The sequence below is a fragment of the Soehngenia longivitae genome, assembly GCF_004684055.1.
Classification (GTDB): Bacteria; Bacillota; Clostridia; order Tissierellales; family Tissierellaceae; genus Soehngenia; species Soehngenia longivitae.
This window is the reverse complement of record NZ_SRIB01000011.1, coordinates 1-25,923: the sequence shown is the minus strand read 5'-3', so window position 1 is coordinate 25,923 and position 25,923 is coordinate 1. Positions and strand designations below refer to the sequence as shown.

The 25,923-nt window shown below is 29.8% G+C and carries 27 protein-coding genes, 2 tRNA genes and 2 other annotated features; all 29 genes read right to left on the bottom strand.

The features are described 5' to 3' along the window. Positions 1 to 44 precede the first annotated feature (44 nt). Positions 45 to 1,277 (bottom strand): serine hydroxymethyltransferase, encoded by a 1,233-nt coding sequence (locus tag E4100_RS07950; RefSeq protein WP_135271514.1) that lies wholly within the window; start codon positions 1,275 to 1,277, stop codon positions 45 to 47. A gap of 48 nt (positions 1,278 to 1,325) precedes the next feature. After that, positions 1,326 to 1,586, bottom strand: a complete 261-nt coding sequence (locus E4100_RS07945) for a metal-sensitive transcriptional regulator (protein ID WP_135271513.1) — start codon at positions 1,584 to 1,586, stop codon at positions 1,326 to 1,328. Positions 1,587 to 1,597: 11 nt separating this feature from the next. Continuing rightward, entirely contained in the window at positions 1,598 to 2,020 is a 423-nt protein-coding gene (locus E4100_RS07940; RefSeq protein ID WP_135271512.1) for a SoxR reducing system RseC family protein, read from the bottom strand. Positions 2,021 to 2,042: 22 nt separating this feature from the next. Continuing rightward, on the bottom strand, positions 2,043 to 2,747 hold the full coding sequence (locus tag E4100_RS07935; protein WP_135271511.1) for a tRNA threonylcarbamoyladenosine dehydratase: 705 nt from the start codon (positions 2,745 to 2,747) through the stop codon (positions 2,043 to 2,045). Continuing rightward, on the bottom strand, positions 2,740 to 4,524 hold the full coding sequence (aspS, locus tag E4100_RS07930) for an aspartate--tRNA ligase (protein WP_135271510.1): 1,785 nt from the start codon (positions 4,522 to 4,524) through the stop codon (positions 2,740 to 2,742). The genes E4100_RS07935 and aspS overlap by 8 nt, the downstream gene beginning before the upstream one ends. 39 nt (positions 4,525 to 4,563) lie before the next feature. Continuing rightward, positions 4,564 to 4,750 (bottom strand) — a binding site (T-box leader). A 57-nt stretch (positions 4,751 to 4,807) separates the two neighbouring features. Next, complete coding sequence (gene hemZ, locus E4100_RS07925) at positions 4,808 to 6,268, bottom strand: coproporphyrinogen dehydrogenase HemZ (RefSeq protein ID WP_135271509.1); 1,461 nt, start codon at positions 6,266 to 6,268, stop codon at positions 4,808 to 4,810. Positions 6,269 to 6,283: 15 nt separating this feature from the next. Further along, positions 6,284 to 6,919 carry an MBL fold metallo-hydrolase gene (locus tag E4100_RS07920; protein WP_135271508.1) on the bottom strand — a complete coding sequence of 212 codons (636 nt, stop codon included), beginning with the start codon at positions 6,917 to 6,919 and terminating at the stop codon, positions 6,284 to 6,286. 11 nt (positions 6,920 to 6,930) lie between these two features. Next, entirely contained in the window at positions 6,931 to 7,380 is a 450-nt protein-coding gene (gene dtd / locus E4100_RS07915) for a D-aminoacyl-tRNA deacylase (protein WP_135271507.1), read from the bottom strand. An 11-nt stretch (positions 7,381 to 7,391) separates the two neighbouring features. After that, positions 7,392 to 9,554 carry a RelA/SpoT family protein gene (locus tag E4100_RS07910; protein WP_209315318.1) on the bottom strand — a complete coding sequence of 721 codons (2,163 nt, stop codon included), beginning with the start codon at positions 9,552 to 9,554 and terminating at the stop codon, positions 7,392 to 7,394. A 21-nt stretch (positions 9,555 to 9,575) separates the two neighbouring features. Continuing rightward, the gene (gene recJ, locus E4100_RS07905; RefSeq protein ID WP_135271505.1) at positions 9,576 to 11,333 is read right to left on the bottom strand and encodes a single-stranded-DNA-specific exonuclease RecJ; all 1,758 of its coding nucleotides are present in this window, start codon (positions 11,331 to 11,333) and stop codon (positions 9,576 to 9,578) included. Positions 11,334 to 11,418: 85 nt separating this feature from the next. Next, complete coding sequence (locus tag E4100_RS07900; RefSeq protein WP_135271504.1) at positions 11,419 to 11,739, bottom strand: LapA family protein; 321 nt, start codon at positions 11,737 to 11,739, stop codon at positions 11,419 to 11,421. A gap of 14 nt (positions 11,740 to 11,753) precedes the next feature. Continuing rightward, complete coding sequence (gene secF, locus E4100_RS07895; protein ID WP_135271503.1) at positions 11,754 to 12,614, bottom strand: protein translocase subunit SecF; 861 nt, start codon at positions 12,612 to 12,614, stop codon at positions 11,754 to 11,756. A 5-nt stretch (positions 12,615 to 12,619) separates the two neighbouring features. Continuing rightward, positions 12,620 to 13,891 carry a protein translocase subunit SecD gene (gene secD, locus E4100_RS07890; protein ID WP_135271502.1) on the bottom strand — a complete coding sequence of 424 codons (1,272 nt, stop codon included), beginning with the start codon at positions 13,889 to 13,891 and terminating at the stop codon, positions 12,620 to 12,622. A gap of 14 nt (positions 13,892 to 13,905) precedes the next feature. Continuing rightward, positions 13,906 to 15,255 (bottom strand): thioether cross-link-forming SCIFF peptide maturase, encoded by a 1,350-nt coding sequence (scfB, locus tag E4100_RS07885; protein WP_135271501.1) that lies wholly within the window; start codon positions 15,253 to 15,255, stop codon positions 13,906 to 13,908. 41 nt (positions 15,256 to 15,296) lie between these two features. Beyond that, entirely contained in the window at positions 15,297 to 15,452 is a 156-nt protein-coding gene (scfA, locus tag E4100_RS07880) for a six-cysteine ranthipeptide SCIFF (protein WP_135271500.1), read from the bottom strand. A gap of 127 nt (positions 15,453 to 15,579) precedes the next feature. Next, positions 15,580 to 15,900 (bottom strand): preprotein translocase subunit YajC, encoded by a 321-nt coding sequence (gene yajC, locus E4100_RS07875; RefSeq protein ID WP_135271499.1) that lies wholly within the window; start codon positions 15,898 to 15,900, stop codon positions 15,580 to 15,582. A 51-nt stretch (positions 15,901 to 15,951) separates the two neighbouring features. Next, the gene (gene tgt / locus E4100_RS07870) at positions 15,952 to 17,073 is read right to left on the bottom strand and encodes a tRNA guanosine(34) transglycosylase Tgt (RefSeq protein ID WP_135271498.1); all 1,122 of its coding nucleotides are present in this window, start codon (positions 17,071 to 17,073) and stop codon (positions 15,952 to 15,954) included. A 9-nt stretch (positions 17,074 to 17,082) separates the two neighbouring features. After that, positions 17,083 to 18,105 (bottom strand): tRNA preQ1(34) S-adenosylmethionine ribosyltransferase-isomerase QueA, encoded by a 1,023-nt coding sequence (gene queA, locus E4100_RS07865; protein ID WP_135271497.1) that lies wholly within the window; start codon positions 18,103 to 18,105, stop codon positions 17,083 to 17,085. Positions 18,106 to 18,122: 17 nt separating this feature from the next. Further along, positions 18,123 to 19,460 (bottom strand): SpoIID/LytB domain-containing protein, encoded by a 1,338-nt coding sequence (locus E4100_RS07860; RefSeq protein ID WP_135271496.1) that lies wholly within the window; start codon positions 19,458 to 19,460, stop codon positions 18,123 to 18,125. Positions 19,461 to 19,474: 14 nt separating this feature from the next. Next, on the bottom strand, positions 19,475 to 20,479 hold the full coding sequence (ruvB, locus tag E4100_RS07855) for a Holliday junction branch migration DNA helicase RuvB (RefSeq protein WP_135271495.1): 1,005 nt from the start codon (positions 20,477 to 20,479) through the stop codon (positions 19,475 to 19,477). 8 nt (positions 20,480 to 20,487) lie between these two features. After that, complete coding sequence (ruvA, locus tag E4100_RS07850; protein ID WP_135271494.1) at positions 20,488 to 21,075, bottom strand: Holliday junction branch migration protein RuvA; 588 nt, start codon at positions 21,073 to 21,075, stop codon at positions 20,488 to 20,490. A 14-nt stretch (positions 21,076 to 21,089) separates the two neighbouring features. Next, complete coding sequence (gene ruvC / locus E4100_RS07845) at positions 21,090 to 21,584, bottom strand: crossover junction endodeoxyribonuclease RuvC (RefSeq protein WP_135271493.1); 495 nt, start codon at positions 21,582 to 21,584, stop codon at positions 21,090 to 21,092. 91 nt (positions 21,585 to 21,675) lie between these two features. Then, a complete protein-coding gene (locus E4100_RS07840; protein ID WP_135271492.1) occupies positions 21,676 to 22,308 on the bottom strand; it encodes a CBS domain-containing protein in 633 nt (210 codons plus the stop codon). Positions 22,309 to 22,327: 19 nt separating this feature from the next. Continuing rightward, positions 22,328 to 23,062, bottom strand: coding sequence for a hypothetical protein (locus tag E4100_RS07835; protein ID WP_135271491.1), 735 nt, complete (start codon positions 23,060 to 23,062; stop codon positions 22,328 to 22,330). 106 nt (positions 23,063 to 23,168) lie between these two features. Further along, positions 23,169 to 24,155 (bottom strand): aspartate--ammonia ligase, encoded by a 987-nt coding sequence (gene asnA / locus E4100_RS07830; RefSeq protein ID WP_135271490.1) that lies wholly within the window; start codon positions 24,153 to 24,155, stop codon positions 23,169 to 23,171. A 44-nt stretch (positions 24,156 to 24,199) separates the two neighbouring features. Next, positions 24,200 to 24,440: a binding site (T-box leader), on the bottom strand. Between the two features lie 7 nt (positions 24,441 to 24,447). Continuing rightward, the gene (locus E4100_RS07825; protein ID WP_245196381.1) at positions 24,448 to 25,035 is read right to left on the bottom strand and encodes a zinc dependent phospholipase C family protein; all 588 of its coding nucleotides are present in this window, start codon (positions 25,033 to 25,035) and stop codon (positions 24,448 to 24,450) included. Between the two features lie 133 nt (positions 25,036 to 25,168). Continuing rightward, positions 25,169 to 25,705, bottom strand: a complete 537-nt coding sequence (locus E4100_RS07820; protein WP_135271488.1) for a macro domain-containing protein — start codon at positions 25,703 to 25,705, stop codon at positions 25,169 to 25,171. 21 nt (positions 25,706 to 25,726) lie between these two features. Beyond that, positions 25,727 to 25,803: transfer RNA gene (locus tag E4100_RS07815), tRNA-Arg, on the bottom strand. A gap of 43 nt (positions 25,804 to 25,846) precedes the next feature. Continuing rightward, a tRNA-Gly gene (locus E4100_RS07810) sits at positions 25,847 to 25,921 on the bottom strand. Positions 25,922 to 25,923: the final 2 nt, after the last annotated feature.

The window sequence follows — 25,923 nt, the reverse complement described above, 5'->3', positions numbered from 1 at the left end:
TAGTTTATTTAAATATGTAAGCCTACATAAAATGTAGGCAATTTTTATTTATACAATGGGAATTTATCGCAGAGTTCATAAACTCTTTTTTTGATACTATCTAAATCAGATTTATTCTCAAGTGTGTCGCTAATCAATTCTGCAATCTCAAACATTTCTGATTCCTTCATTCCTCTAGTTGTCATTGCAGCTGTGCCAATCCTAATTCCGCTAGTTATAAATGGGCTTTCAGGATCAAACGGTATAGTATTTTTATTTGTTGCAATACCGATATCATTTAGCATTTTTTCTGCTGTTTTGCCATTTAAATTTTTATTTCTAACATCAATTAAAATCAAATGGTTGTCAGTACCACCAGAAACTAATCTATAGTTCTTTTCAATAAGTCCTTGTGCTAATGCTTTGGCATTTTTAACCACCTGAGCCTGGTAGTCTTTAAAACTATCTTGAAGAGCTTCTCCAAACGCAACAGCTTTAGCAGCTATCACATGCATTAGCGGTCCTCCTTGAATACCAGGGAAAATAGCTTTATCGATTAATTTTGCATATTCAGCTTTACACAAAATAGCTCCTGCTCTTGGCCCTCTCAAAGTTTTATGTGTTGTTGTAGTAACAAAGTCAGCATATGGAACTGGGCTTTGATGTAACTCTGCTGCAACTAATCCTGCTATATGAGCCATGTCAACCATTAAATATGCTCCTACTTCATCGGCAATTTCTTTAAATTTTTTAAAATCAATTTCTCTAGGATATGCACTGGCTCCAGCAACAATTAATTTTGGTTTTTCTTTTTGGGCTATTTCTCTTACTTCCTCGTAATTAATTCTTTCTGTCTCTTTGTCTACTCCATAAGCAGCAAAGTTAAAATAAGCACCTGATATGTTTACAGGACTTCCATGCGTTAAATGTCCACCTTGTGATAAATTCATACCTAATACTTTATCACCAGGTTTCAATAGAGCGAAATACACACCTAAATTTGCATTAGAACCAGAATGTGGTTGAACATTAGCATGCTCGGCATTAAATAGTTTTTTCATTCTTTCTATAGCTAATTCTTCTACTTTGTCAACAACCTCGCATCCACCATAATATCTCTTACTTGGATAACCTTCTGCATATTTATTCGTCAATTGGCTTCCCATCGCTTCTAGTACAGCTTTGGACACAAAATTTTCAGAAGCAATCAACTCAATATGTTTGTTTTGCCTTTCAATTTCCTCCTCGATAATACTCATAACTTCTGGATCAGTTTTTTTTAAACTTTCTAAATTCATTTTATTCTCCTTTCACAAAATTATATTTATTAGCCATATGGTTTAAAATCAATTTTGCTTTGTAAATTTGAGCATAACATCGATTAATTTTTCAATTTCCTCAGGTGAAGTTGATTGCCCTTGACTCATACAATTTTTTAAATAATTTTCAAGTATTATACCGCTTACATTATTTAAAGCACTTCTTGCAGCTGATATTTGAATTAGTATATCTCCACAGTATTTGCCCTCTTCGACCATTTTTTGAATTCCCTTAATTTGTCCTTCTACTTTTCTTAAACGAAGAATTACTGCATCTTTATCAGACAAAGGACTACCCCCTAAAATTTTTTACTTATTTTTAATATGTTGTCATTATTCTTAAAGTATTTGTTATCTATAAGTCTTAATATCACATAAGAGAAAGCTAAAAAGAACATTCCCAACGTAAAACTAAATACATCAGCATCATACAAATTATATGTTGACGAAAAATAATAACCCAAAATCATTCCTATTATGAGGAAAGCAAAAGGTATTGCATATACAATCAATGTGTATTTTAATATATTTTTACTTTCAGTGTTTAACAATACCTCATCCCCAGGTTGTGCATTGATAGTATTCTTTACTACAATAATATGTTTTTTTGATTCTGACGAATTCGCACATGCTTTACAATCACCACATGCGGCATTCCTCTGAATTTCTAATTCTATCATTCCATTATCTAGTTTTTTAGTTACTACAGCTATTTCTTCCATCTAATTACCTCCTATATAAGAATTAGCTATTTATTATATCCTTTATTACTTCAGCTGTTATAATCATGCCTACTACCGGTGGAACATAAGATATACTCCCAGGTATTGCTTTTCTTTTATCATTATCACCAAGATTTACTTTTAATGGTATCTCATCAGAATAAACGACTTTTAAGTTATCAATATTTCTCTTTTTGAGTTCATGCCTAATTATTTTTGCTAATGGGCACACTTTAGTATTGAAAATATCGTCAACTCTAAATCTAGTAGGATCTAGTTTATTACCAGCACCCATAGAACTAATTATATTTACACCAAGCATTTTAGCTTTTTCTATTAAACATATTTTAGAGGATACCATGTCTATTGCATCAATGATGTAATTATATTTGTCTATTTGGAAAATATCAATATTATCAAGACTAACCTTCTCTTCATAAATTCTAATATTTAAATTAGGATTTATTTCTAATAGTCTGTCTTTCATAACCTTCACTTTTGGTAACCCAATGGTTTTAGTAGTGGCATGTACTTGTCTATTTATATTTGTTATATCTATTATATCATAATCAACAAGTGTTATGCTTCCTAATCCTGCTCTGACCAAAGATTCTGCTGAATAAGAACCAACACCTCCAATCCCAAATACAATCACACTGCTGTCTTGAATTTTCTTATAATTAAAATCTCCTATCAAGCTAATTGTTCTTTCAAATGGACTACTCATTTTTGACATCAACTTTTATGTGCACTTCTTCTAATTGTTCATTTGATACTGTTGAAGGAGCATTAGTAAGAAGACAAGTAGCTGATTGAGTTTTAGGAAATGCAATTACATCCCTTATATTTTCACTATTAGTCAGAAGCATAGTTAATCTATCAAAACCATATGCTATACCTCCATGTGGTGGTGTACCATATTTAAATGCATCTATTAAAAATCCAAATTTATCATATGCTTCTTCTTCAGTAAATCCTAATGCTCTAAACATTCGCTTTTGTAACTCAGAATTATTTATTCGTATGCTCCCTCCACCTATTTCATCACCATTTATTACTATATCATATGCCTTTGCACGAACCTTCTGCGGCTCAGTTTCTAGCAAATTTATATCCTCATCCATAGGATGAGTAAATGGATGGTGTTTTGCAACATATCGTTTTTCTTCTTCGCTGTACTCAAATAAAGGAAATTCTACTATCCACACTAGAACGTAATCATTTTCATTTATTATATTTAGTTTCTTAGCAACTTCATTCCTTAAGTTCCCAAGACTATCATATACTATTGATTCTTTATCAGCAACTATTAATATTAAATCCCCCGTTTTAGCATTAAAGCTCATTAATATCTCATTCAATTCTTCGCTAGTGAAGAATTTTGAAATTGGTGAAGTAACTCCCTCTTCAGTGACTTTTATCCAAGCTAAACCTTTAGCATTATAAGTTTTGCAAAATTCTTCTAAATTTTGGATATCTTTTCTAGTAAATTTATCTGAATAACCATTTACATTGATACCTTTTACCTTCCCTCCATTCTTTATTGTGTCTGAAAATACTTTAAAGTTGCTATCTATCACTTTTTCTGTAATATCTACAATTTCAAATCCAAATCTCAAATCAGGTTTATCAACTCCAAATCTTTCCATGGATTCTTTGTATGTCATCCTCTTAATAGGTAGTTCAATGTCTATATTTTTAAATTCTTTAAAAATTCTTTTTAACAACAATTCATTTATTTCTATAACATCATCAATATCAACAAAACTCATTTCCATGTCTATTTGAGTAAATTCGGGTTGCCTGTTCGCTCTTAAATCTTCATCTCTAAAACATCTAACTATTTGATAATATCTGTCAAATCCAGAAACCATGAGTAGTTGTTTCATGAGTTGTGGAGATTGAGGAAGTGCATAAAATTTACCAGGATTTACTCTACTTGGAACTAGATAATCCCTTGCCCCCTCAGGTGTTGGCTTAGTTAGCATAGGAGTCTCAATCTCAATAAAATTGTTTTCATGTAAAAAATCTCGGACTACTTTTGCTAATTTAGCTCTCAATATCAAATTGTTTTGCATAAAAGGTTTTCTCAAATCAAGATATCTGTATTTTAATCTCATCGTTTCACTAACATTATCTTCGTCCTTTATATAAATTGGTGGAGTTGATGCTGTATCAAGAATTCTCAAATCTTTAGCTAACACTTCGATTTCACCTGTAGGAATATTCGGATTAACTGATTCTCTTCTCCTGACTTTTCCTTTAACAGCTATTACAAATTCTGGACGTAGTAAATCAGCTTTTTCTATTAATTCGGCTGGTGCAAATTCATCAAATACAATCTGAACTATACCGGTTATATCTCTTAAATCTACAAAGTGTATACCACCTAGATTTCTTTCTCTTTGAACCCAACCCATCAAAGTTACTTCTTCATCTATATTTGATGAAGATAATTTGCCACACATCACTGTTCTTCTCAAATTACCCATAGATTCCATAATTATCCCCCTTTACAAAATAAAAACTCTCATCTCTGAATATTCAGGGACGAGAGATTTTCTCGCGGTGCCACCCTAATTAGGTTACCTCACTTAAACTAATAACGCAATATGCGAGTAGTCGACTACTTTCTCATAGGTGTCTTCATAAGATGTAGGTACCGATTTTCATCTACCATCGGCTCTCTGAAACCTTATTCAAATTACTATTCCTATTCTACGAATAATATTTAATTAAAATTATTATAATTTATCTTTGAAGCGCTGTCAACTATAACCGAAAATATTAATTATTTAATTTTAATGTCTCTATTTTATTAGATATAGATTCATAAAATCTCTCAAAATAAAGAGTGATATCTTTCGGATTTGCGATTCTCTTAAAACTGTCGTTATTTTTATTATAAATTTTGGATGTTGCACCCATCCCACAACCGATTATTGTTTCTTTCTCCTCCATCATAGATATATTATAAATACATGGGTTATCCTCTCTTGAGAACCCTATGTTTTCGAGATTTCCAACCATATTTTTTTGTCTATACAAATAATACGGTGCTAATGAATTAGAATATGCAAATTTTATACATTCATTTTGCATATCTTCGATCATATTTGAAGTTGATAATTTGTATTCACCATTATTAGTTAACACAGACCCTTTTTTATAAGCTAAAGTATGAACTGTAAGGTTATCAGGTTCTAAAGGCTCTATCTTTTTCAAAGTGGCTTTTACATCTTCAAGGCATTCTCCAGGTAATCCAATTATTAAATCCATATTTACAGTTTTTATACCTACTTCCTTAGCCATTTTATAAGATTTAATAATATCTTCTGATGAGTGTTTTCTCCCAATAACTTTTAAAGTGCTATCATTCATTGTTTGGGGATTAATGCTAATTCTGTCTACTCCGTACTTATTCATTATTGATAATTTCTCAAAATCGATTGTATCTGGTCTTCCAGCTTCTACAGTTAGTTCTTTTACATTTGGATATATCACTTTTATATTAAATAAAATTTTTTCGATTAATTCTACTGGAAGACTTGTTGGTGTGCCTCCTCCAATGTATATTGTATTTATTTCAAAGCCACTCATAAAATTAGTCACTGCTTTAATCTCTTCTATTAATTTATCTGTATAATCATCAACTATATTTTTGTATTTAACAATCGGCAAAGAAGGAAAAGAGCAATAACTGCATCTTGAAGGACAAAATGGAATATTGATGTAGAGACTATAATTATTATCTTTTATGTTTTTAATAATATTATGTTGTGAAAAAGCTATTTCAAGTGCCATTTTGGCTTTTGAGTTAGATAAATAGTATTGATTAACTAAAATGTCTTCGATAGACTCTTTGCTTAGCCCAGATTTTAGTAAAGATGATGGAATTTTTACTGGCTTTATACCTGTTAATATACCCCATGGTAAATCAATTTGAGTTAATTTGTTTAGCAATCTATACAATGCTTTTTTTACTGTTATTTTTTTAGTAGTTTTAACATCTCTATATATGAGTGTGTTTTTAAAATCCATACAAACTTTTTCTTTTAGTTGATAATTTATATAAGCATTCACAATACAGTAGTTATCATTCAACCTGATTTCAATCAAATAGTTATCGTCATCTATTTTATTTACACTATTGATACACTGTATTTCTTCAAAAGGGTAAAATGATTTAACTAATTCATATAAATCTATATAATTAATATCATTATCATTACAAAAAATACTTATCATTTTTTCTCCTGTTTCTTATTTAATTAAATATTTTTTAATATATGGATTTGTTAATTTTTCTTCTTTAATAGTCGTAGACGGTCCATGACCTGGTAAAACAACTGTATCATCAGGCAAAATTGATATTTTATTGATTAAACTGTCTATTATATCATTAAAACTTCCTCCATATAAATCTGTTCTTCCAATGGAACCTTTAAATAAAGTATCTCCTGAAATTAAGCAATTGTCAAAAAACAAACATATTCCACCTCTAGTATGTCCTGGAGTGTGAATGACTCTCAAATATTCATCACCTAGAAATAAACAATCATTATCTTTTAATACTTCATCAGCTTTTATAGAGATTGGACCATAAGACATAGATTTAGATAAATTCAAGGCTGGATCCATTAACATTTCGTAATCATCTTTATGCACTAAAACAGTTATATTTAATTTTTCTTTTAGTTCTTTTACTACACCAATATGATCACCATGTGCGTGTGTTAAAACTATATATTTAGGTAGTAACTTCATAGTGTTAATTTTGCTAATGATAATATCACTGTCTCCACTTGGATCTACTATTAAACATTCTTTGCTATTGTCATCATAGACAATATATGTGTTGACTCCGTATATTCCAGTTTGTAATGCTATTACATCCATTTAACCACCTCTTAAAATAATTTCTTACTATCTATTAAAATTGTTACTGGACCTATGTTCTTATATTCTACTATCATATCTGCTCCATAAATGCCAGTTTGAACATTGATACTTTTTTGCTTGAGTTTTTTAATAAATTCATCATACATTGTTTTTCCAAAATCAAAAGGAGCGGACTGAATAAAACTAGGTCTTTTCCCTTTTCTCACATCTCCATATAAAGTAAATTGTGAGACAACTAGAATTTCTCCAGAAACATCTTCTACAGATAAATTCATTTTTCCATCATTATCATCAAATATTCTCAATCCTGTAATTTTATCAATCATATAATCTATGTCTTTATTAGAATCATCATGAGTGATCGCAATATATGTTAATATACCATAATTTATTTCTCCTACTACTAAATTATCGACAATAACGTTCGCATCTTTAACTTTTTGTACTACTGCTCTCAAAATTAAACCTCCTATGCAGTTACTCTATACACTTCTTGAATATTTTTGATTCTCTTAAGTTTTTTAATCAATTCATTCAATTCATCTTTGTTTTTTATTTCAAGCACAATTCTTATAGCAACTGTCTTGTCTTTTGCCTTTTTTGCATTTAAAGATAATAAGCCTGCATCTAATTCATTTAACTTAGATGTTATGTCTGCTAATAATCCTTCTCTATCCTGAGCTTTTACTTTGATTTCCGCTTGATAAGATGTCGACTTTTCTGTATCCCAATATACATTTATTAGCCGTTCTCTTTCGCTCATTATTGATTTCAAATTTGGGCAATCAGTTCTATGAATAGATACCCCTCTCCCTTTGGTAATAAATCCTATTATATCATCACCAGGCAATGGATTACAGCATTTTGCAAATTTGATTTTTATATTATCTACTCCTTCAAGTCTCACACCTTGATTAGATTTTTTCCTTGATTTATTTTCAGATTTCTGTATTTTTTGTTCAATCAAATCTGCTTCATTAGGTTTAAAAATATCACCATGCTGATCTTTTAATTTATTGATAACTTGATTTACGGAAATGTTTCCATATCCAATAGATGCATAAAGATCTTCAACTGAAACTATGCTCATCTTATTAGCAACAGTTTTCAGCCAATCTTCTTTCAATACATCTTGCGGTTTATATCCAAGCCTTTTAATTTCTTTTTCTAAAATATCTTTACCTTTTTCTATATTGGCGTCTCTTTCTTTATACTTGAAATATTGCTTTATTTTATTTTTAGCCTGCGTACTTTTAACTATATTTAGCCAATCTCTACTTGGCCCAGCACTATTAGGGCTTGTAATTATTTCAACAATATTTCCATTTTGCAACTTATAGTTAAGCGGTACTATTCTATTATCAACTTTTGCGCCTACACACTTGTTCCCAACGTCTGTATGAACCCTATAAGCAAAATCAATGGGAGTTGACCCTTCGGGCAGATTTATTACGTCACCTTTAGGGGTAAATACAAATACTTCGTCAGTAAAAAAATCAATTTTTAAAGTATCCATGAAGTCTTTTGGATCACTCAAATCTGTTTGCCATTCTAATAGTTGTCTTAACCATGTCAATTTCTCATCAAAATTTGTGCTTTTACTATAGCCTTCTTTGTATTTCCAATGAGCTGCAATCCCATATTCTGCAGTTTTATGCATTTCGTAAGTTCTTATTTGAACTTCAAATATTTCACCTTTATATCCTATTACAGTTGTATGAAGTGATTGGTACATATTAGGCTTTGGCATTGCAATATAATCCTTAAATCTGCCTGGTAATGGTTTCCATAGCGTATGAACTACTCCTAATGCACCATAACAATCTTTTACTGTATCAACTAATATTCTTATAGCCGTTAAGTCGTATATTTCTTCAAATGCTTTTCCTTGATACATCATTTTCTTATAAATACTATAAAAATTCTTTGGACGACCATTTATCTCACATTTTATATTTACCTCACCTAGTTTTTCATACAAAACTTTAATTACTTCTTCAATATAAGCTTCTCTTTCTCTCCTTTTTTTGGATACTTTATCAACAAGATCATAATAATTATCTGGATCAAGATATCTCAATGAAAGGTCTTCTAATTCCCACTTTAATTTAGACATACCTAATCTATGAGCTATTGGGGCGTAAATTTCAAGTGTTTCAAGAGCTTTTTCTTTTTTCTTTTTTTCAGTCATATATTCTAAAGTCCGCATGTTGTGAAGTCTATCGGCTAATTTTATGATAATTACTCTAATATCTTTAGCCATAGCTATGACCATTTTTCTTAAATTTTCAGCTTGATTTTCTTGTTTTGTTTTATATTCAAGTTTTTTTAATTTTGTTACTCCTTCAACTAAATCTGCAATTTCTTCCCCAAACTCCTTTTTTATGTCCTCATAAGTGTATTCTGTATCTTCTATAACATCATGTAAGAGTCCTGCCGCAATAGTTGCAGTATCCATATTCAAATCTGCCAGTATCATTGCTACCTGAAATGGATGAATAAAATACTTCTCTCCAGAATTTCTTACTTGACCTTGATGAGCTGCTTCAGCAAAATTATATACTCTTATAATTAGCTCTAAATCAGCTTGTGGATTGTATTGTTCAATTTTTAATAACAAATTTTCTAACATAATATCACCTTTTCATAGGTTTCAAATAAATCTATAATTTTTAATAATAAACTGTACCTGTGTTATTCCATTATATACATTTAATTCAGGATAGTATATTATATCTATTTTACTACTATTTTCTTTTCCTAACAATAATTCTTCCAAATTATTATCACCATAAAATAATTTAAGTGAATTTGAAAATTCATTTAAGCTCTGAAACAGAATAATATTATTATATATTTTACCCTTATGTTCAACGACAAATTTTAATACATTATCATTTTTACCTAAAACATTGAGTTTTAGTATATTAATGTTTTTAGCACCAAAAAGAGGCTTTGGATTACCTGTACCAAATGGATTTAATATATTTATCTCCTGGATTAGCTTTTCATCAACACTACTCAACGGTAATGGCATATCAATGTAAATTTTATTGGCAATATTTTCTTTGGTTAACTTAGATAAGTTGTTAAGTTTATGTCTTAGATTATCTATATTAGATTTCTCTAGTGAAAGTCCAGCGGCCATTGGATGGCCACCAAAATTTAAAAGAATTTCTTTACATTTATATAATTCATTATACATATGATATTCATCTATCGATCGAGCAGACCCCTTTATATTATTTTTTGATTTAGTGAGAACTATAGTGGGCTTATTATACTTTTCTTTAACTCTTCCTGCTATGATGCCTGCAATACTTTCATGTATAGTTGGTTCATAAACTACTAGTACATTGTCATTAAGGAAATTTTCTTCAATTATCTTTATAACACTATTAACCCCTATTTCAGTCATATCTTTTCTTTCTTGATTTAATACAATTAATTTATCAGATATTTCATCTATTCTATCAATTTCATTAGTTACAAATAACTCAAGAGCTAATAATGCACTCTCAAGTCTACCTGATGCGTTCAGTATTGGACCAATAATAAATCCGATATGGTAGGTGGTTATGTTTTTATCCATAAGTCCAGTTTTCCTCAATAAAGTTTTTAATCCCACATTTTCTGTAGTCTTTATTTTATTTAATCCCTCAACAACAAAAATTCTATTTTCATCTCTAAGATCAACAACGTCACAAACAGTTGCGAGTGCTACAAATTCCAAATAATTGGTATTATAATTTGCTATACTATAAGTTTTTTGTAAATTTCTTGCTATTTTATAAGCGATACCAGCGCCACAAATATTTTTATTTGGGTATTTACACGAGTATTTATGAGGATTGATTACTGCATCAGCTAGTTTAAATATTGGGTTGTCTATATTGTTATTGTCAATTGCGATATCGTGATGATCTGTAATTATATAAGTCATTCCCATATTTTTAGCAATCTCTAATGGTTCAAGTTGAGAAATTCCATTATCACATGTAATTATTGTATCGATACCTTGTGCTTTAGCTTCAAGTACAATGGTCTTATTTATCCCATATCCATCATTTATTCTATGAGGAATATAATAATCAATATCTGCACCAATTTTTTTTAAGCAATCATATAAAATATACACAGAAGTAATCCCATCAACATCATAGTCCCCGATAATTCTTATTTTTTTCCTTTGGGATATTTTTGATTTAATCAAATTTATAGCCGTGCTGAAGTCATTCATCAATTCTCCATCATATTGTGACTCTATTTTGGGATATAAAAATTTGTAAATATTATCGTTATCAGTTATATCGCGATTTATTAAAAGTTTAGCTAGAATTTTTGATATCTTGAATTCATTAGATATCTTCTCAATATTTCCTTTTTTGTTCCTTATATACCACTTTTCCATTATTTCCACTCCAAAAAAAGAATTTAGATAATATTATCTAAATTCTAGCATTTTTCCGTATAAAAACCAATCATGAAAGTCAAAATTAATTCTCGTCTTTAGAATAAAGTAATTTTATTTGCTCTTCTTTTTCTCCAACAACTTTCTCAAGATTAATTATGTTTTTATTCAATTCATCTATTTTTAAATTCAGTTGTTTAATATTCTTTTTTAATTTCATTTCTCTAATCCAACTAAAAATAGAAGCAATCGCTGCACCTAATAATACACAAACAAATATTACTATTGCTTCAGATATCTCAATCTGCGTAAATATCAAATCAATAGTTACTATTGCGTTATTGTTTATTGCAAAAATTATTACTATGATTGATAAAATTAATGTAATTATTAAACTTTTTTGCATGTTATCCCTCCTTATTAATTAGATTTCGATTTCATTTCCATCTTATACCATATTGGACTTGCTATAAATAAAGTTGAATATGTTCCTGCTATCATACCAAAAATCAGTGGTAAAGCTAACTCTTTAATGTCATCTACTCCAAAAATATAAAGGCAAAATACTGCAATTAAAGTTGTCATTGTTGTATATAAAGTTCTTCTGAGGGTCATTTTTATGCTATTGTTTATTAGTAAATTTAATTTTGTTTTTTTATTCATGTGGAGTTCTTCTCTTATTCTATCAAATACTACTATTGTGTCATTAATTGAATAACCTAATATTGTTAAAATTGCAGCGATAAATGCACTAGTTACTGGAATGTATAGAATTAAATAGAGTGAAGTCATAATTAAACAATCATGTATTAAAGTTACAATTGCTGCAACACCAAAATTAAGCTGAAATCTAATAGATATATAAATAAGCATACATGCCAAGGCTATTATTATTGAAATAATAGCTCTTTTAAATATTTCACTTCCCATGCTAGGACCGAATTTTTCTGTTTGATAACTATTATCGCTCAATCCATATTGGTTCCTAAAATCATCTATCAAAGAATTAATGTCTTTATTACTTAAATCTTTGTTGCTCTTAATTATAACCGTTTCTTTATTTTCTCCTTCGTGAATTATTGATGCATTTTCATCATATTTATTAGTGATTTCTTTTACTTCCTCAATTGAAGTATATCCACTTAAATTGAGGGTGATTATAGTACCCCCTGTAAAATCTATACCTAGATTAAAGCCTCTTATGAAAAATAGCACAATACCGGTAAGTATTATTGCAATTGATATTGAATATGTTATTTTTTTATATTTTAATACATCCATGCTAATTACACCTCTTTCACGCCATATAACCAAGAATTATTATTGCCTGTAATATCTACAATAAGTTTTAATACGTATTTAGTAAATATAACTGCAGTTAGCATTGATGCAATAATACCTATAGTCAATGTAACACCAAACCCCTTGATAGGTCCTATCCCAAAAACATATAGTATAATTCCTGCAATTAAAGTTGTCATATTTGAATCTAAAATCGACCTTAAAGCACGGTTAAACCCTAAATTAACTGCTACTCTTATTGTCTTTCCAGATTTAATTTCTTCTTTTATTCTCTCAAAAATAATAACATTCGCATCTACTGCCATGCCTATTGATAAAACAAGCCCAGCAATCCCTGGTAAAGTTAGTTTAGCATGAATGAAGACCATAAAATACAAAACAATAAGTGTATATAATACTAATCCTAGAGATGCTACAATCCCAGGTAGCCTATATATTATTACCATGAATAAAAAAATTATTAGCATTGCTATACCTGCTGCAAAAATGCTTTTATCAAAAGCTTCAAGCCCAAGTGAAGGTCCTATTATAGAAGTTTGAAGTTCCTCCATTGGCACTGGGAGTGCACCAGCTCTAATTAAAGTTGCCAAATTATTTGCCTCTTCAAATGTAAAATCCCCATCGATAATTGGCTTCCCATTCTCAATAGGTTCAGCAACTGTAGGAGCAGATATTACATTTCCATCGAGAACTATATAAACTGTTTTGTCAATTTGAGTAGATAAAGCAGATAATTGCTTAGTTAATTCATAAAATATCTCTGCCCCTTCTTTATCCATCTCTATAGATACTACAGGTTTGTCTCCCTCTAATTGATCTTTCTTATAAACTACTTTTGCGTCAACTATATTTTTGCCAGTCAATACAACCATTTTATTTGGATTTAAAAATTCAAGTTGGGCTGTTTTCCCTATTAAATCTATGGCTTGCTGAGGATCTTTTATTCCTGCTAGTTCTATTCTTATACGATTATTACCTTCAATAACAATGTTCGGTTCAGATACACCAAGTCCATCTACTCTTTGCATTATTATTGACTTTGTTTGCTCCATTAGTTTATTAAGTTCTTCACCTTTTTTATCAGTTTTAGCTTCAAGTACTACATATATACCACCGTTTAAATCTAATCCTAAATCTAAAGAATCCTTCACATTATTTATAGAAAAATTCCCTAATTCAACTCCAAACACTGCAATAAATGAGAGTAAAATGATAAATAATACGATGAATATTAAGATGATAAGGCTCTTTTTCATTTTCCCCTCCACACCTACTCGTTAGCTAAAATTGACAGTGCGCATTCTAGTCTTTTCTTTTCCATCCTACAACTTAATTCGTGAGGTTCTAAAATATCATTATTTGAATAATACGCATTAGCATGACATCCACCACTGCAATAGTATTTTGCCCAACATGTTTTGCATTTATCCTTAGTATTTACATTTGCTCTTTTAAATTTTTCTCGCAAGTCTTTATTAATAATACCCGTTTCTAAAGTACCCATCTTAAATTCTTCTTCTCCAACAAATTGATGGCAAGGATAAATATCGCCTTCTGGAGTTACTGCTATATACTCACTTCCCGCACCACATCCTACTGCTTTTTTAACAGCACATGGCCCTTGATTTAAGTCAATCATAAAATGAAAGAATAAAAATTCAGGATCTTTCTTTTTTAACTCAATATATTTTTTAGAAAGTTCTTCATATTCTTTTAGAATAGTTTCAATATGCTCTTCTCTTATTGCATAATCTTCATTAGGGTCTGTTACAACTGGCTCAATTGATATATTCTTAAATCCATTGTTATAGTATTCTAAAAAATCTTGTGAAAAATCAAGGTTTTTAGATGTAAATGTGCCTCTCACATAGTAGTCTTTATCTTTCCTTCGCCCTATCATTTCTTTAATTTTAGGTACAATTATATCGTAGCTTCCTCCATCATTTAATGTCATTCGCATATAATCATTAACAGCTTTTCTTCCATCTAAGCTAAGTACTACATTATCCATGTTCTCATTAATAAAATTCATATTCTCATCATTAAGCAACAATGCATTTGTTGTTATTGTAAATCTGAAATGTTTGTTTTTGTTTTTTTCTAATTTTCTCCCATACATTACTAAATCTTTCACAACTTCAAAGTTCATTAAGGGCTCTCCGCCAAAAAAATCTACTTCTAAATTTCTTCTATTCCCAGAATTTTCAACTAAAAAATCTAATGCTTTCATACCGGTTTCTAAATCCATGAGTTTTCTTTGCCCTTTAAAATTACCTTGTGAAGCAAAACAATATCTACATTTTAAATTGCAGTCGTGAGCAACATGTAAGCACATTGCCTTAATAACATTATCTTTGTTATATTCAAAGTTTGTGTCAAAGTCACTTGAATAAATTAATTCTTCCTCTTCTAATGATTTTATTTCCTCATATGCATCTAATATCATTTCTCTTGAATATTTATTATTTAGTTTGTCAATAATTTCGTTAATTTCGTAATCCAAATAATAATCGAGTATATCATAAACAATCTGTTCTACTACATGAACAGCCCCACTATTTACATCTACTACAATATATTTTTCATTTAAATAAAATTTATGAATATTACCTTTACTCATTCTAACACCTCTTTTAGTAAATAAAAAGTAGTGGAAAACCACTACTTTTTATTTACCTTCTTATTTTCGCATTTTTGATTTCCAACAGTACATGATGTTTTGCATGCAGATTGACAAGAAGTTTGGCATTCCCCACAACCACCATATGCTAAACTGTCCTTTAATTTTTTATTAGTTAATGTCTTTATGTATTGCATTTAAATTTCCTCCTCCAGTATTTTAAGTAAAATGATTATATCATATTTTATTACTCACTTAAAGAGAAATCCTTGAAAAAGAAAACTTCTGTGGAAGTTTTCTTTTTCATTGTTTTTCTTGTTTTGTTTAATTATCTTCTTCGTCTTTAAGTTCAGCTTGTTTAGAAGAAGAATCATTTGCAACTCTTGATTTTACAACGGATCCTACTGCCCATTTTGCGAAATCCATTTTCGCCTTTGAAGGTCCTACTTCTAATGTTACATAGTCATCTTTTACTTTAACTACTTTTCCATATAAACCTCCAATAGTTATGATCTCATCACCTATTTTTAAGCTATCTCTCATCTCTTTTACTTGTTTTTCTTTTTTCTTTTGAGGTCTAATAGCTAAAAAATAAAAAATTGCCAAAAACGCTATTGGTAATATCAATGCTTGCAATGCTTCCACTTTATCACTCCTTTTAATATATATTATACAATAAAACTCCAAAAAGCTCTACTATTCTTTAATATAACCATATTTTTTATAAAATGATTCTTTATATTTATAAAAATTGTCTTCTCTTATGGATTGCCTTATATTTTCCATTAATTTTAAGAGAAAATATAAATTGTGGATTGTAGTCAACCTTAAGCCCAATATCTCATTCACATTGAAAAGATGTCTTATATATGCTCTGGAATAATTTTTACATGTATAGCAATCACATTCTGAATCTAATGGATTGAAATCATCTGCATATTTAGCATTTTTAATAATGACTTTTCCGTTACTAGTCATAGCAGTTCCATTTCTGGCAATTCTAGTAGGTAATACACAATCTGCCATATCAATTCCTCTTTCTACAGCTTCAAAAAGAAAATCAGGACTTCCTACACCCATTAGATACCTTGGTTTGTCTTTAGGCAAAAATGGAGTTGTGTATTCAAGGATATCGCACATTAAATCTTTAGGCTCTCCAACACTTAATCCTCCCACAGCATATCCACTAAAATCCATATCGACTAGACTTTTTGCGCTTTCTTTCCTTAAATCTTTAAAAAATCCTCCTTGGACTATCCCAAAAAGACCCTGTGTATCCCATTTATGATGATGATCTCTACAACGTGCAGCCCATCTGGTTGTTCTCTCCATGGATTCTTTAGTATATTCATATTCAGAAGGATATGCCACACATTCATCAAAGCACATCATTATGTCAGAACCTAATGAATTTTGTATATCTATTGATATCTCAGGACTTATAAAATGCTTTGACCCATCTATATGAGATCTGAATTCTACTCCTTCTTCATGAATTTTCCTCAGATCTGTCAAACTAAAAACTTGAAACCCACCACTATCAGTTAAAATTGGTCTATCCCAATTCATGAATTTATGCAAACCTCCTGCTTTTTCAATTAAATCATGACCTGGTTTTAAATACAAGTGATATGTGTTAGATAATATTATCTGTGCACCTAAATATTTTAATTCATCTGGTGTCATTGCTTTTACAGTTGCTCTAGTTCCTACTGGCATAAATATTGGAGTTTCAATAGTCCCATGAGGTGTTTCTATTTTACCAAGCCTAGCCATGCATTCATTAGATTCTTTTAGTAGTTCAAACCTTATAGCCATTTTCTCCTCCTATTTGATAAGCATTGCATCGCCAAAACTAAAAAATCTATATTTCTCTTCTATTGCTATCTTATATGCTTTCATGATTAAATCTTTATTTGCAAATGCACAAATTAACATTAATAATGTGGATTCAGGCAAATGAAAATTGGTAATCAATTCATCAACAATCTTAAATCTATAACCAGGATAAATAAATATATCAGTCCATCCTGATTGTGCTTTAACAATTCCATTTTCATCTGCAACTGTTTCCAATGTCCTTAAAGAAGTCGTCCCCACTGATACAATCTTACCACCTTTTGCTTTAGATTCATTTATTTTATTAGCACAATCTTCATTGATCTCATAATACTCGGAATGCATTTTATGTTCTTCTATTCTTTCAACTTTAACGGGTCTAAAAGTTCCAAGTCCTACATGAAGAGTTAAGTATGCTATATTTACACCCTTATTCTCAATCTCATTTAGTATTACATTGTCAAAATGTAATCCTGCAGTTGGCGCTGCAGCTGACCCTAAATTTTTAGAGTATACGGTTTGATACCTTTCTTTTTCTTCTAACTTTTGTGTTATATATGGAGGAAGTGGCATTTCACCAAGCTCATCTAGTACTTCCTCAAAAACTCCGCTGTAAAAAAACTCAATTACTCGAATTCCTCCCTCGGTTATATGCAAGACTTTTGCTTTTAAAATATCACCAAATTCTATTAAGGTATCTTCTCTCATTTTTTTACCTGGTTTTACCAAACATTCCCATATGTTCTCAGATATACGTTTTAATAGTAACACTTCGATTTTTTCTTCTCTGCTAGGTCTGTGGCCAAATAATCGAGCAGGCATAACTTTAGTATCATTTAATACTAAGCAATCACCAGAATTCAATTCATCCACAATATCAGTAAATTTATTGTTGCTTATTTCCTCTGTTTCTCTATTAACTATCATCAACCTAGAACTAGTCCTATTTTCTAAAGGAACTTGAGCTATTAATTCTTTAGGTAATTTATAATTAAAATCTTCTGTTTTCAATTTATCCGGTCTCCAATCTATTGCGTAATCTTAATATTTTTATAATAATATTGTAATATTTGCTCGTAATTGTATCCTTCTTTTGCCATTTCAATAGCTCCGTATTGGCTCATTCCTACTCCATGCCCATACCCTTTACCAACAAAAGAAAAAGATGAGACATGAGTATCTATTTTTATATTAGTTTGGCCTAAGCTATTTAATACGTCAATTGAAGATTTGTCAAGATTTTTTATTCCATTATTCGTCATTATCATTATAGTATTTGATGTAAAATCTATTTCTTCTATACCGTTTTTCGATAAAGTTGATTTTACGACTCTATCAGTATCATAATTTTTCTCAATAGAAAACAATGTACTCTTAAAATTAGAATTGCCCATGATCGATCTAAATTTATCGCCACTAAGTAATACTGTCTTATCTGAAGCTACTACTTTTATGGTTTTTGCTCGACCTGATTCTGTTCTATCTAAAACTTCTATATCTATCAGGTCTTGAATTTCTATGTTGTTATTCCTTAAATTATTCACAATAACAGAGTTAGTAAATGTTATGTTCCAATTGCTGTTAGGGGCGTTTAATGAAAATGGATCTTTAACCGCCACTAAATATGGTATCTTAGTACCCCATACATTTTCACTACTTTCAGTGTGTCCCCCTGATGAAGAATGAAATACAGCGTCAACGGCTCTGTCGTTATATTCTAAAATCATACCTTTAGTCTCATCTACTGCTGTATTTGTACTATCTTTCTCTGCACTATATCCACCATATACTTGGCAATGAGTAGAATCGCATAAGTTGTAACCATCTTTAATATGTTTATTTAAGTTACTTAAAGAATAGCTTCTAGAAACAATAGCCTGAGCCTTTAATGCTTCTAATGGAGCAGATGATGGAATTTCTTTTGGAACAACTCCATACAGGTATTCCTCTAAAGATACGTGATTTATTATATAACAATTGTTGTTGTTTTTTATTAGCTTTATACTCCCTCTATAATATTTTCCGTTTAAATTGACATAATCATTATTTTCAAACATTGGTACAATTTCGTAATTATCGGCATAATTAATCTCTGCTATCTTATTACCATTCTCGTCTAGAATTGTATAAAATTCAGGTGAACTTAATGATATATAAATCGCGGTTTCATTTGTTGAATAATCATTAATCGTATTTCTTATTATAAAGCCACTAGTTGAACTAATGCCTATTTTACTACTCATAGAAACGTTATTTCCAATTTTTACGTCAATATATTGTACATTTTCTGCTAAAGTTTCAGAATTCAGAAAAAAAATAATCATAAAGATGCAGATTGTAATTAACTTATTAAATTTTAATCTCATTTCAACCACCTTAATTATTTATAACTAATATTAAAATGTTCGTAAGCTTTTTTACTTGCCACTCGTCCTCTAGGTGTCCTATTGATAAAACCAATTTGAATTAAATATGGTTCATATACATCTTCAATTGTAACTTTTTCTTCTCCTGTTGCTGCAGATAAAGTGTCAATGCCAACAGGTCCTCCATCAAAATTGTGAATTATAGAAAGTAATATTTTACGATCTACATTGTCTAAACCAAGCTCATCTATCTCTAATAAGTCTAAACCTTTTTTTGCAACCTCAAGCGTTATAATACCATTTTCTACCACCTGAGCATAATCTCTTACTCTCTTCAATAATCTATTGGCAATTCTAGGAGTCCCTCTAGAACGTCTAGCAATTTCTAATGCTCCTTCTATTTCTATCTCTATATTTAGGATTTTAGCTGATCTATTAATTATGTCAGTCAAGCTATTGATATCATATAATTCTAAATTTAGCAGAACTCCAAACCTATCTCTTAGCGGAGATGTCAGTAGCCCTGATCTTGTAGTAGCTCCTATGAGAGTAAATCTTGATAAATCCAATCTTACAGATCTTGCCGATGGACCTTTACCAATGATTATATCAAGTGCATAATCCTCCATAGCAGGATATAGGATTTCTTCTACCGTACGATTTATTCTATGTATTTCATCAATGAATAATACATCATCATCTGATAGATTTGTTAGAATACTCGCTAAATCGCCTGCTCTTTCTATCGCTGGCCCCGAGGTAACCCTTATGTTTACACCCATTTCATTTGCGATAATATTTGCTAATGTAGTTTTTCCTAATCCAGGTGGACCCACAAGGAGAACATGATCTAAGGCTTCATTCCTGCCTTTAGCCGCTTGTATGAATATGTCTAGTTTATTTTTAACTTTGTCTTGTCCTATATATTCATTGAGCCATTTTGGTCTTAATGTAATATCAGAATCAAAGTCTTCAAATAAACTGTTACGTGCAATTATTCTGTTTATATTTTCATCCATATTATCACCTAATTAGCTAGCTTTCTTAAAACAAGCTTTATTATTTCTTCAATTTCTAAATTTTCTAAGTCTAATTGTTCCAAAGCATTTCTTATTTCGTATCTGTTATAGCCCAAGGATATACATGCTTCTGTTACTTCTTCTAAAACTGAATTTATATTATTAAGTTTTATATCACCATAATTTATAGAATTTTCATCGATTTTATCTTTAAGTTCTAATATAATTCTTTCTGCAGTTTTTTTGCCTACTCCAGAACATTTGCATAGCAATGCTATATCATTTGATAAAATTGCCATTTTAAGTCTAGAAGTATTAAGACAAGACAGTATTGCACAAGCTAATTTGGGTCCAACTTTGGAAACTGTTATTAATAATTTAAAAGTGTTCATTTCATCAACTGAATCAAATCCATATAATAAAATATCTTCTTCTCGCATAATAATATGCGTATATAAAAGTATATCTGTAGCCTCTGGGTTTATATTTGATATTGTATTCATTGATGTCATTATTCTATAACCAATCCCGTTATTCTCAATAATAACATATTCATCTCCTAAATGTATTATTTTCCCTTTTATGTATTCAAGCAAATGCTTTCACCTCTTCATTTCATCAAAAATAGATCTTTGAACTTTAAGCTGCTGCTGTGACATATTGCGACTGCTAGAGCATCTGCAACATCATCTGGCTTAGGAATATCTCCTAGGTTGAGTAAAGTTTTGACCATGTATTGTACTTGTTTTTTATCTGCCCTACCATATCCTACCACAGCTTGTTTTATTTGCAATGGTGTGTATTCGTATATGTCTAAACCATTTCTAACTGCACTTAATATTTCTACTCCTCTAGCATGCCCCACAGTAATTGCAGTTTTTACATTTTTGTTAAAAAATAGTTCTTCCAAAGCCATATCATGAGGTTTATAATACTTAATTATTTTATTTAATTCTTCAAATATCATATCCAACCTATAAGGCATTGATAAATTCGCAGGTGTTAATATAGGACCATAATCAATAGCTCTACATTTATTCGTAATGCATTCTATTATACCATATCCAACAGTTGCAATCCCTGGATCTATACCAATAATTATCATATAATGCTCCTTAAAATATAATCTATCATCTATTTTATCATAATTTGATATAAATTACTAAGAAAAAACCCCTCATAATTTGAGGGGCACATTATTCGCCAAATTCTCCAATTTTGAATCCTTCTTTTTCTAATTTTAAAACTAATTCTTCAATATTAGCTGTATCAACTCTCAACACAACTTTTATAATTCCCATGACTTTAGTATCTAATAATGTCAAATTCATTATATTGATATTCTCTTTTTTTAAGATATCAGTTAATCTAGCAAGTTGACCAGGGATATCAAACATATGAATTACAAGCCTTTGACCAATTTCTAATCCAAATATTTCAGAGAAAGCTTTAAAAATGGCAGCATGAGTTAAGATTCCTACAAAATTACCTTTATCATCTATAACTGCTAAAAATGGAGTTCTTCTATTATTTAGCAAATATGAAGCTTCCTCTATGGGCTCACTTTCATTAATAATTTTTAAATCTTTATTGTAAATGTCCTTAACCTTACAATTTGTCAGGAAGTCTTCCTTACTAGTAAAATCTTCTTCAAAATATTTCCTGTAAATTGCTTCTTTCATAAGTATACCTAAAATCTTGTTCTCACTTATTACTGGCAATGATAAGAAATCTTTGCTATTAATTTTCTTAAGAGCATCTTTAACATTCTCTTCCGGATTTAAGCTAACTAAATCCTTTAATTTAATCATATGATTTCGAACGTACATATAAATCCTCCTTTATTTTTCATTTATAGCGTTTCAAGACTCTGTCGTTTAAACCATTCCAATAAGCATCTTTAAATAGACGATTAGAATTTTTTATGATTATGGATACGACTTCTTGGTAAATTGATTTCAAATCATTGTCAGATAAAAGGTCTGGATTATCATTAATCACCAGAGATTTAGTATTACATTTTATTGTAAGTTGACTGTCTAAATAATTATTCAAATTCATAATTTTATTTTCAATTATCTTATTGCAATAATAGATAATTAAATCATCTAAATACTTATAATAATCATCTGTTTCTTTTAAGTTTTTAAATAATTCTTCTTTAAAATCATTAATATTTTGATTACTAAAATCAAATTGAAACAAATATTTCCTATGATATAAAGTGTTTATATCATAGATTTCAACCGCCTCTTTTTCGAGTAAATTGGCATTTTTTATGTCAGCATACCCTTTCTTATACCCATCTAAATACAATAGCAACTCTAGTCTATTTATATCCTCGTGTATAAGTTCACCTAAATTAGATGCTATTAAAGAATTCCCTTCTCTTCCTTTTAAAAATCTAGAAATATTATTCTTAATATATTGAATGGTAACATATTTTGGATATATATTCCTAATGTTGTCTTCAATGTCGTATAAATTTATTAAAATGTGAATGCTGTTTAAATCATTTTCATATAAGAAATTTCTTTTTAATCCTTCATAAATATTTGCATAAGTTTTTTCATTTAATGTCATTATAAAGCACTCACCCTTCATATGATTATAGAGTAAGTTTATTATACTACAAAAATAACAATAAAGGTGATACTTTTTAACTATATTTATTACATTCTTTTAACATTTATAGTAAAAATATATTTTCTTCTTTACATTTCTTTAACTCATTTTCTGGCCAAACTGAAGCTTGTACTTGTCCAATATGCTTAGTTTGTAAAAAAAACATACAAATTCTTGATTGCCCTATTCCTCCCCCAATAGTGAACGGTAATTCACCTTTTAGTATGAGCTGATGATACTCATACTTTTCTCTGTAGGTGCAATCTGCAATAGCTAGCTGCCTTTTCAAACTATCACTATCAACTCTAATACCCATGCTTGACAATTCTATAGCTTCTCCTATTGTTGGACTGTAAAATATAATATCTCCATTCAAATTCCAATCATCATAATCTGGCGATCTAAGATCATGTGGCTTACCAGATTTAAGTTTATCCCCTATTTTATGGATAAATACGGCTTTCTTTTCTTTTGCTATTATATTTTCTCTATCTTTTGGTGAATAGTTAGGATATAGATCTTCTAATGTTTGACTATCTATAAAAAATATTTCCTCTGGTAAAATTATTTTTGTATTATTTGGGAATATTTCATTTATATAAGTCTCAGTATCTTTAAAGACCTTGTATATCAGTCTTACCGTCTCAAATAAGTAATCTGAATTGCGATCTTCGTATCTTATAATTTTTTCCCAATCCCATTGGTCTACGTAGATAGAATGAGTTTTATCGACATATTCATCTGGTCTAATTGCATTCATGTCAGTATATAGACCTTCATAAGTCTCAAATCCATACCATTTTAAAGCCATACGTTTCCATTTAGCTAAAGATTGTACTATCTCTAACTTTTCATTATATTTTCTCATTGAAAACTCAACAGCTTTTTCCTTACCTGATAAATTGTCGTTAAGACCTGTATCTGTTTTTACAAACAGCGGTGCAGATACTCTTGTCAAATTTAATACATCAGCTAAATCTTTTTCAAAATAATCTTTGATCAACTTAATTGCAATTTGAAGTTCCCTTGGTGTAAATCCATTAATTAACATTTAAATCACTCCTTAAAAAAGTATAAAAAAAACGTCCTTTAATATCAAAGGACGAAAAAATCGCGGTACCACCTTATTTAGCATAAGCTCACCTCATAAACATACAGATAACTCGATATGTCTAGCTTTTAACGGGCTAAACCGTCTTAACCTAGTGTAATTAACATTAGTTCGGAAAAGAATCTTAGGGGCGTTCTTCATATTGATTTTAGTATCAGGATTTCACCATTCCTAACTCTCTTTAAACTAAAATTTCAATACTACTCTTCCCGTCATCGAATATTTAAACTATTTAAATTTGAAAAGCTAAAGTCTCTTGCCCTTCGAGAACCGATTCTCTCATTGTGTCAATTATAAAGAATATCATTTTTCTATTTATAAAATTAGCAAAATCTAAATCGTTGCTAAAACTTGCTGTTTTACTTGCTGTTTTATTATATTCTTCCACAACTTGATCAATAAATTTCTTTATTGTTTTCTTTGTATTATGTAAATTTAAAGAATCTAAATCTATATCTGGCACATAAATCTTACTTTGTGGTTGATCAAATTTATATGATTTTGCAAAATCGTTAAGATTGTTTTCATATTTTATATGTTTTATCATCGAATCTGAAAAAGTCCATCTTTGAGCATGTGGATAACAAACATAGTCCGATAAATAATGAGAAATTATGCCTATTTTTTTACTTAAAGATGCCACTACAATGCTTTGAGGAACGATAGATATATCAACATATTTAGTAAATAGTATTATCTTCAGAATCTCGTTAACAACATAATTTATGCTTTCATCTTTGTAATGTCTTATGAATTTATATTTTGGAAGATAATCAGGAGCTATGCTTCCCCATAATAATTTATTATTATCTAACTGTATGCCGTATTCATCAAAAACTTCATTATAAATTTTATTTGCTATTACCTTATGTGTTTCAGCTAAAATATTAACACCTTCTTTTTATTCAATGTGTTAATAATAATATAAAAAAGATAATATGTCAACCATAAAACTATAAATTTTTATCTAATATAGCATTAAAATAAGAATTATATAATTTGTATTTTTCTTTATCAAATAAGACAAATCTAATTTCTTGAATATTATTATTTTTTGCTGAAAAATCTTTTATTGCTTTGTATATTATTGGTAAAGTTTCTTCAACCGGGTATCCATATACTCCAGTAGAAATTGCCGAAAAAGATATAGTTTTTAGTGAATATTCATCTGCTAATTTTAATGAATTTATATAGCAATTATACAATAATAAAGACTCTAATCCGCCATGTCTACCGTATATTGGTCCTACAGTATGAATAATATATTTACATAATAAATTACCAGCTGTTGTAATTTTAGCATCACCAGTGGCACAACCTCCATGTTTTTTACATTGTTCTAGCACAGATGCCCCAGCTCTTTTATGTATAGCTCCGTCAACTCCACCCCCGCCTAGTAATGAATTATTAGCTGCATTGACAATTACGTCAACATTTTCATCAGTTATATCTCCAATTTTTATAATTATTTCAATATTCTGTATTTTCATATTATAACAACTCCTTGTTAATGGTGTACCCTGAGGGATTCGAACCCCCGACCCCTTGATTCGTAGTCAAGTACTCTATCCAACTGAGCTAAGGGTACATTTAAAAAAAAGAAGAATTAAAATTCTTCTAATAACAAAAAATGGAGCGGAAGACGAGATTCGAACTCGCGACCCTCGCCTTGGCAAGGCGATGCTCTACCACTGAGCCACTCCCGCAT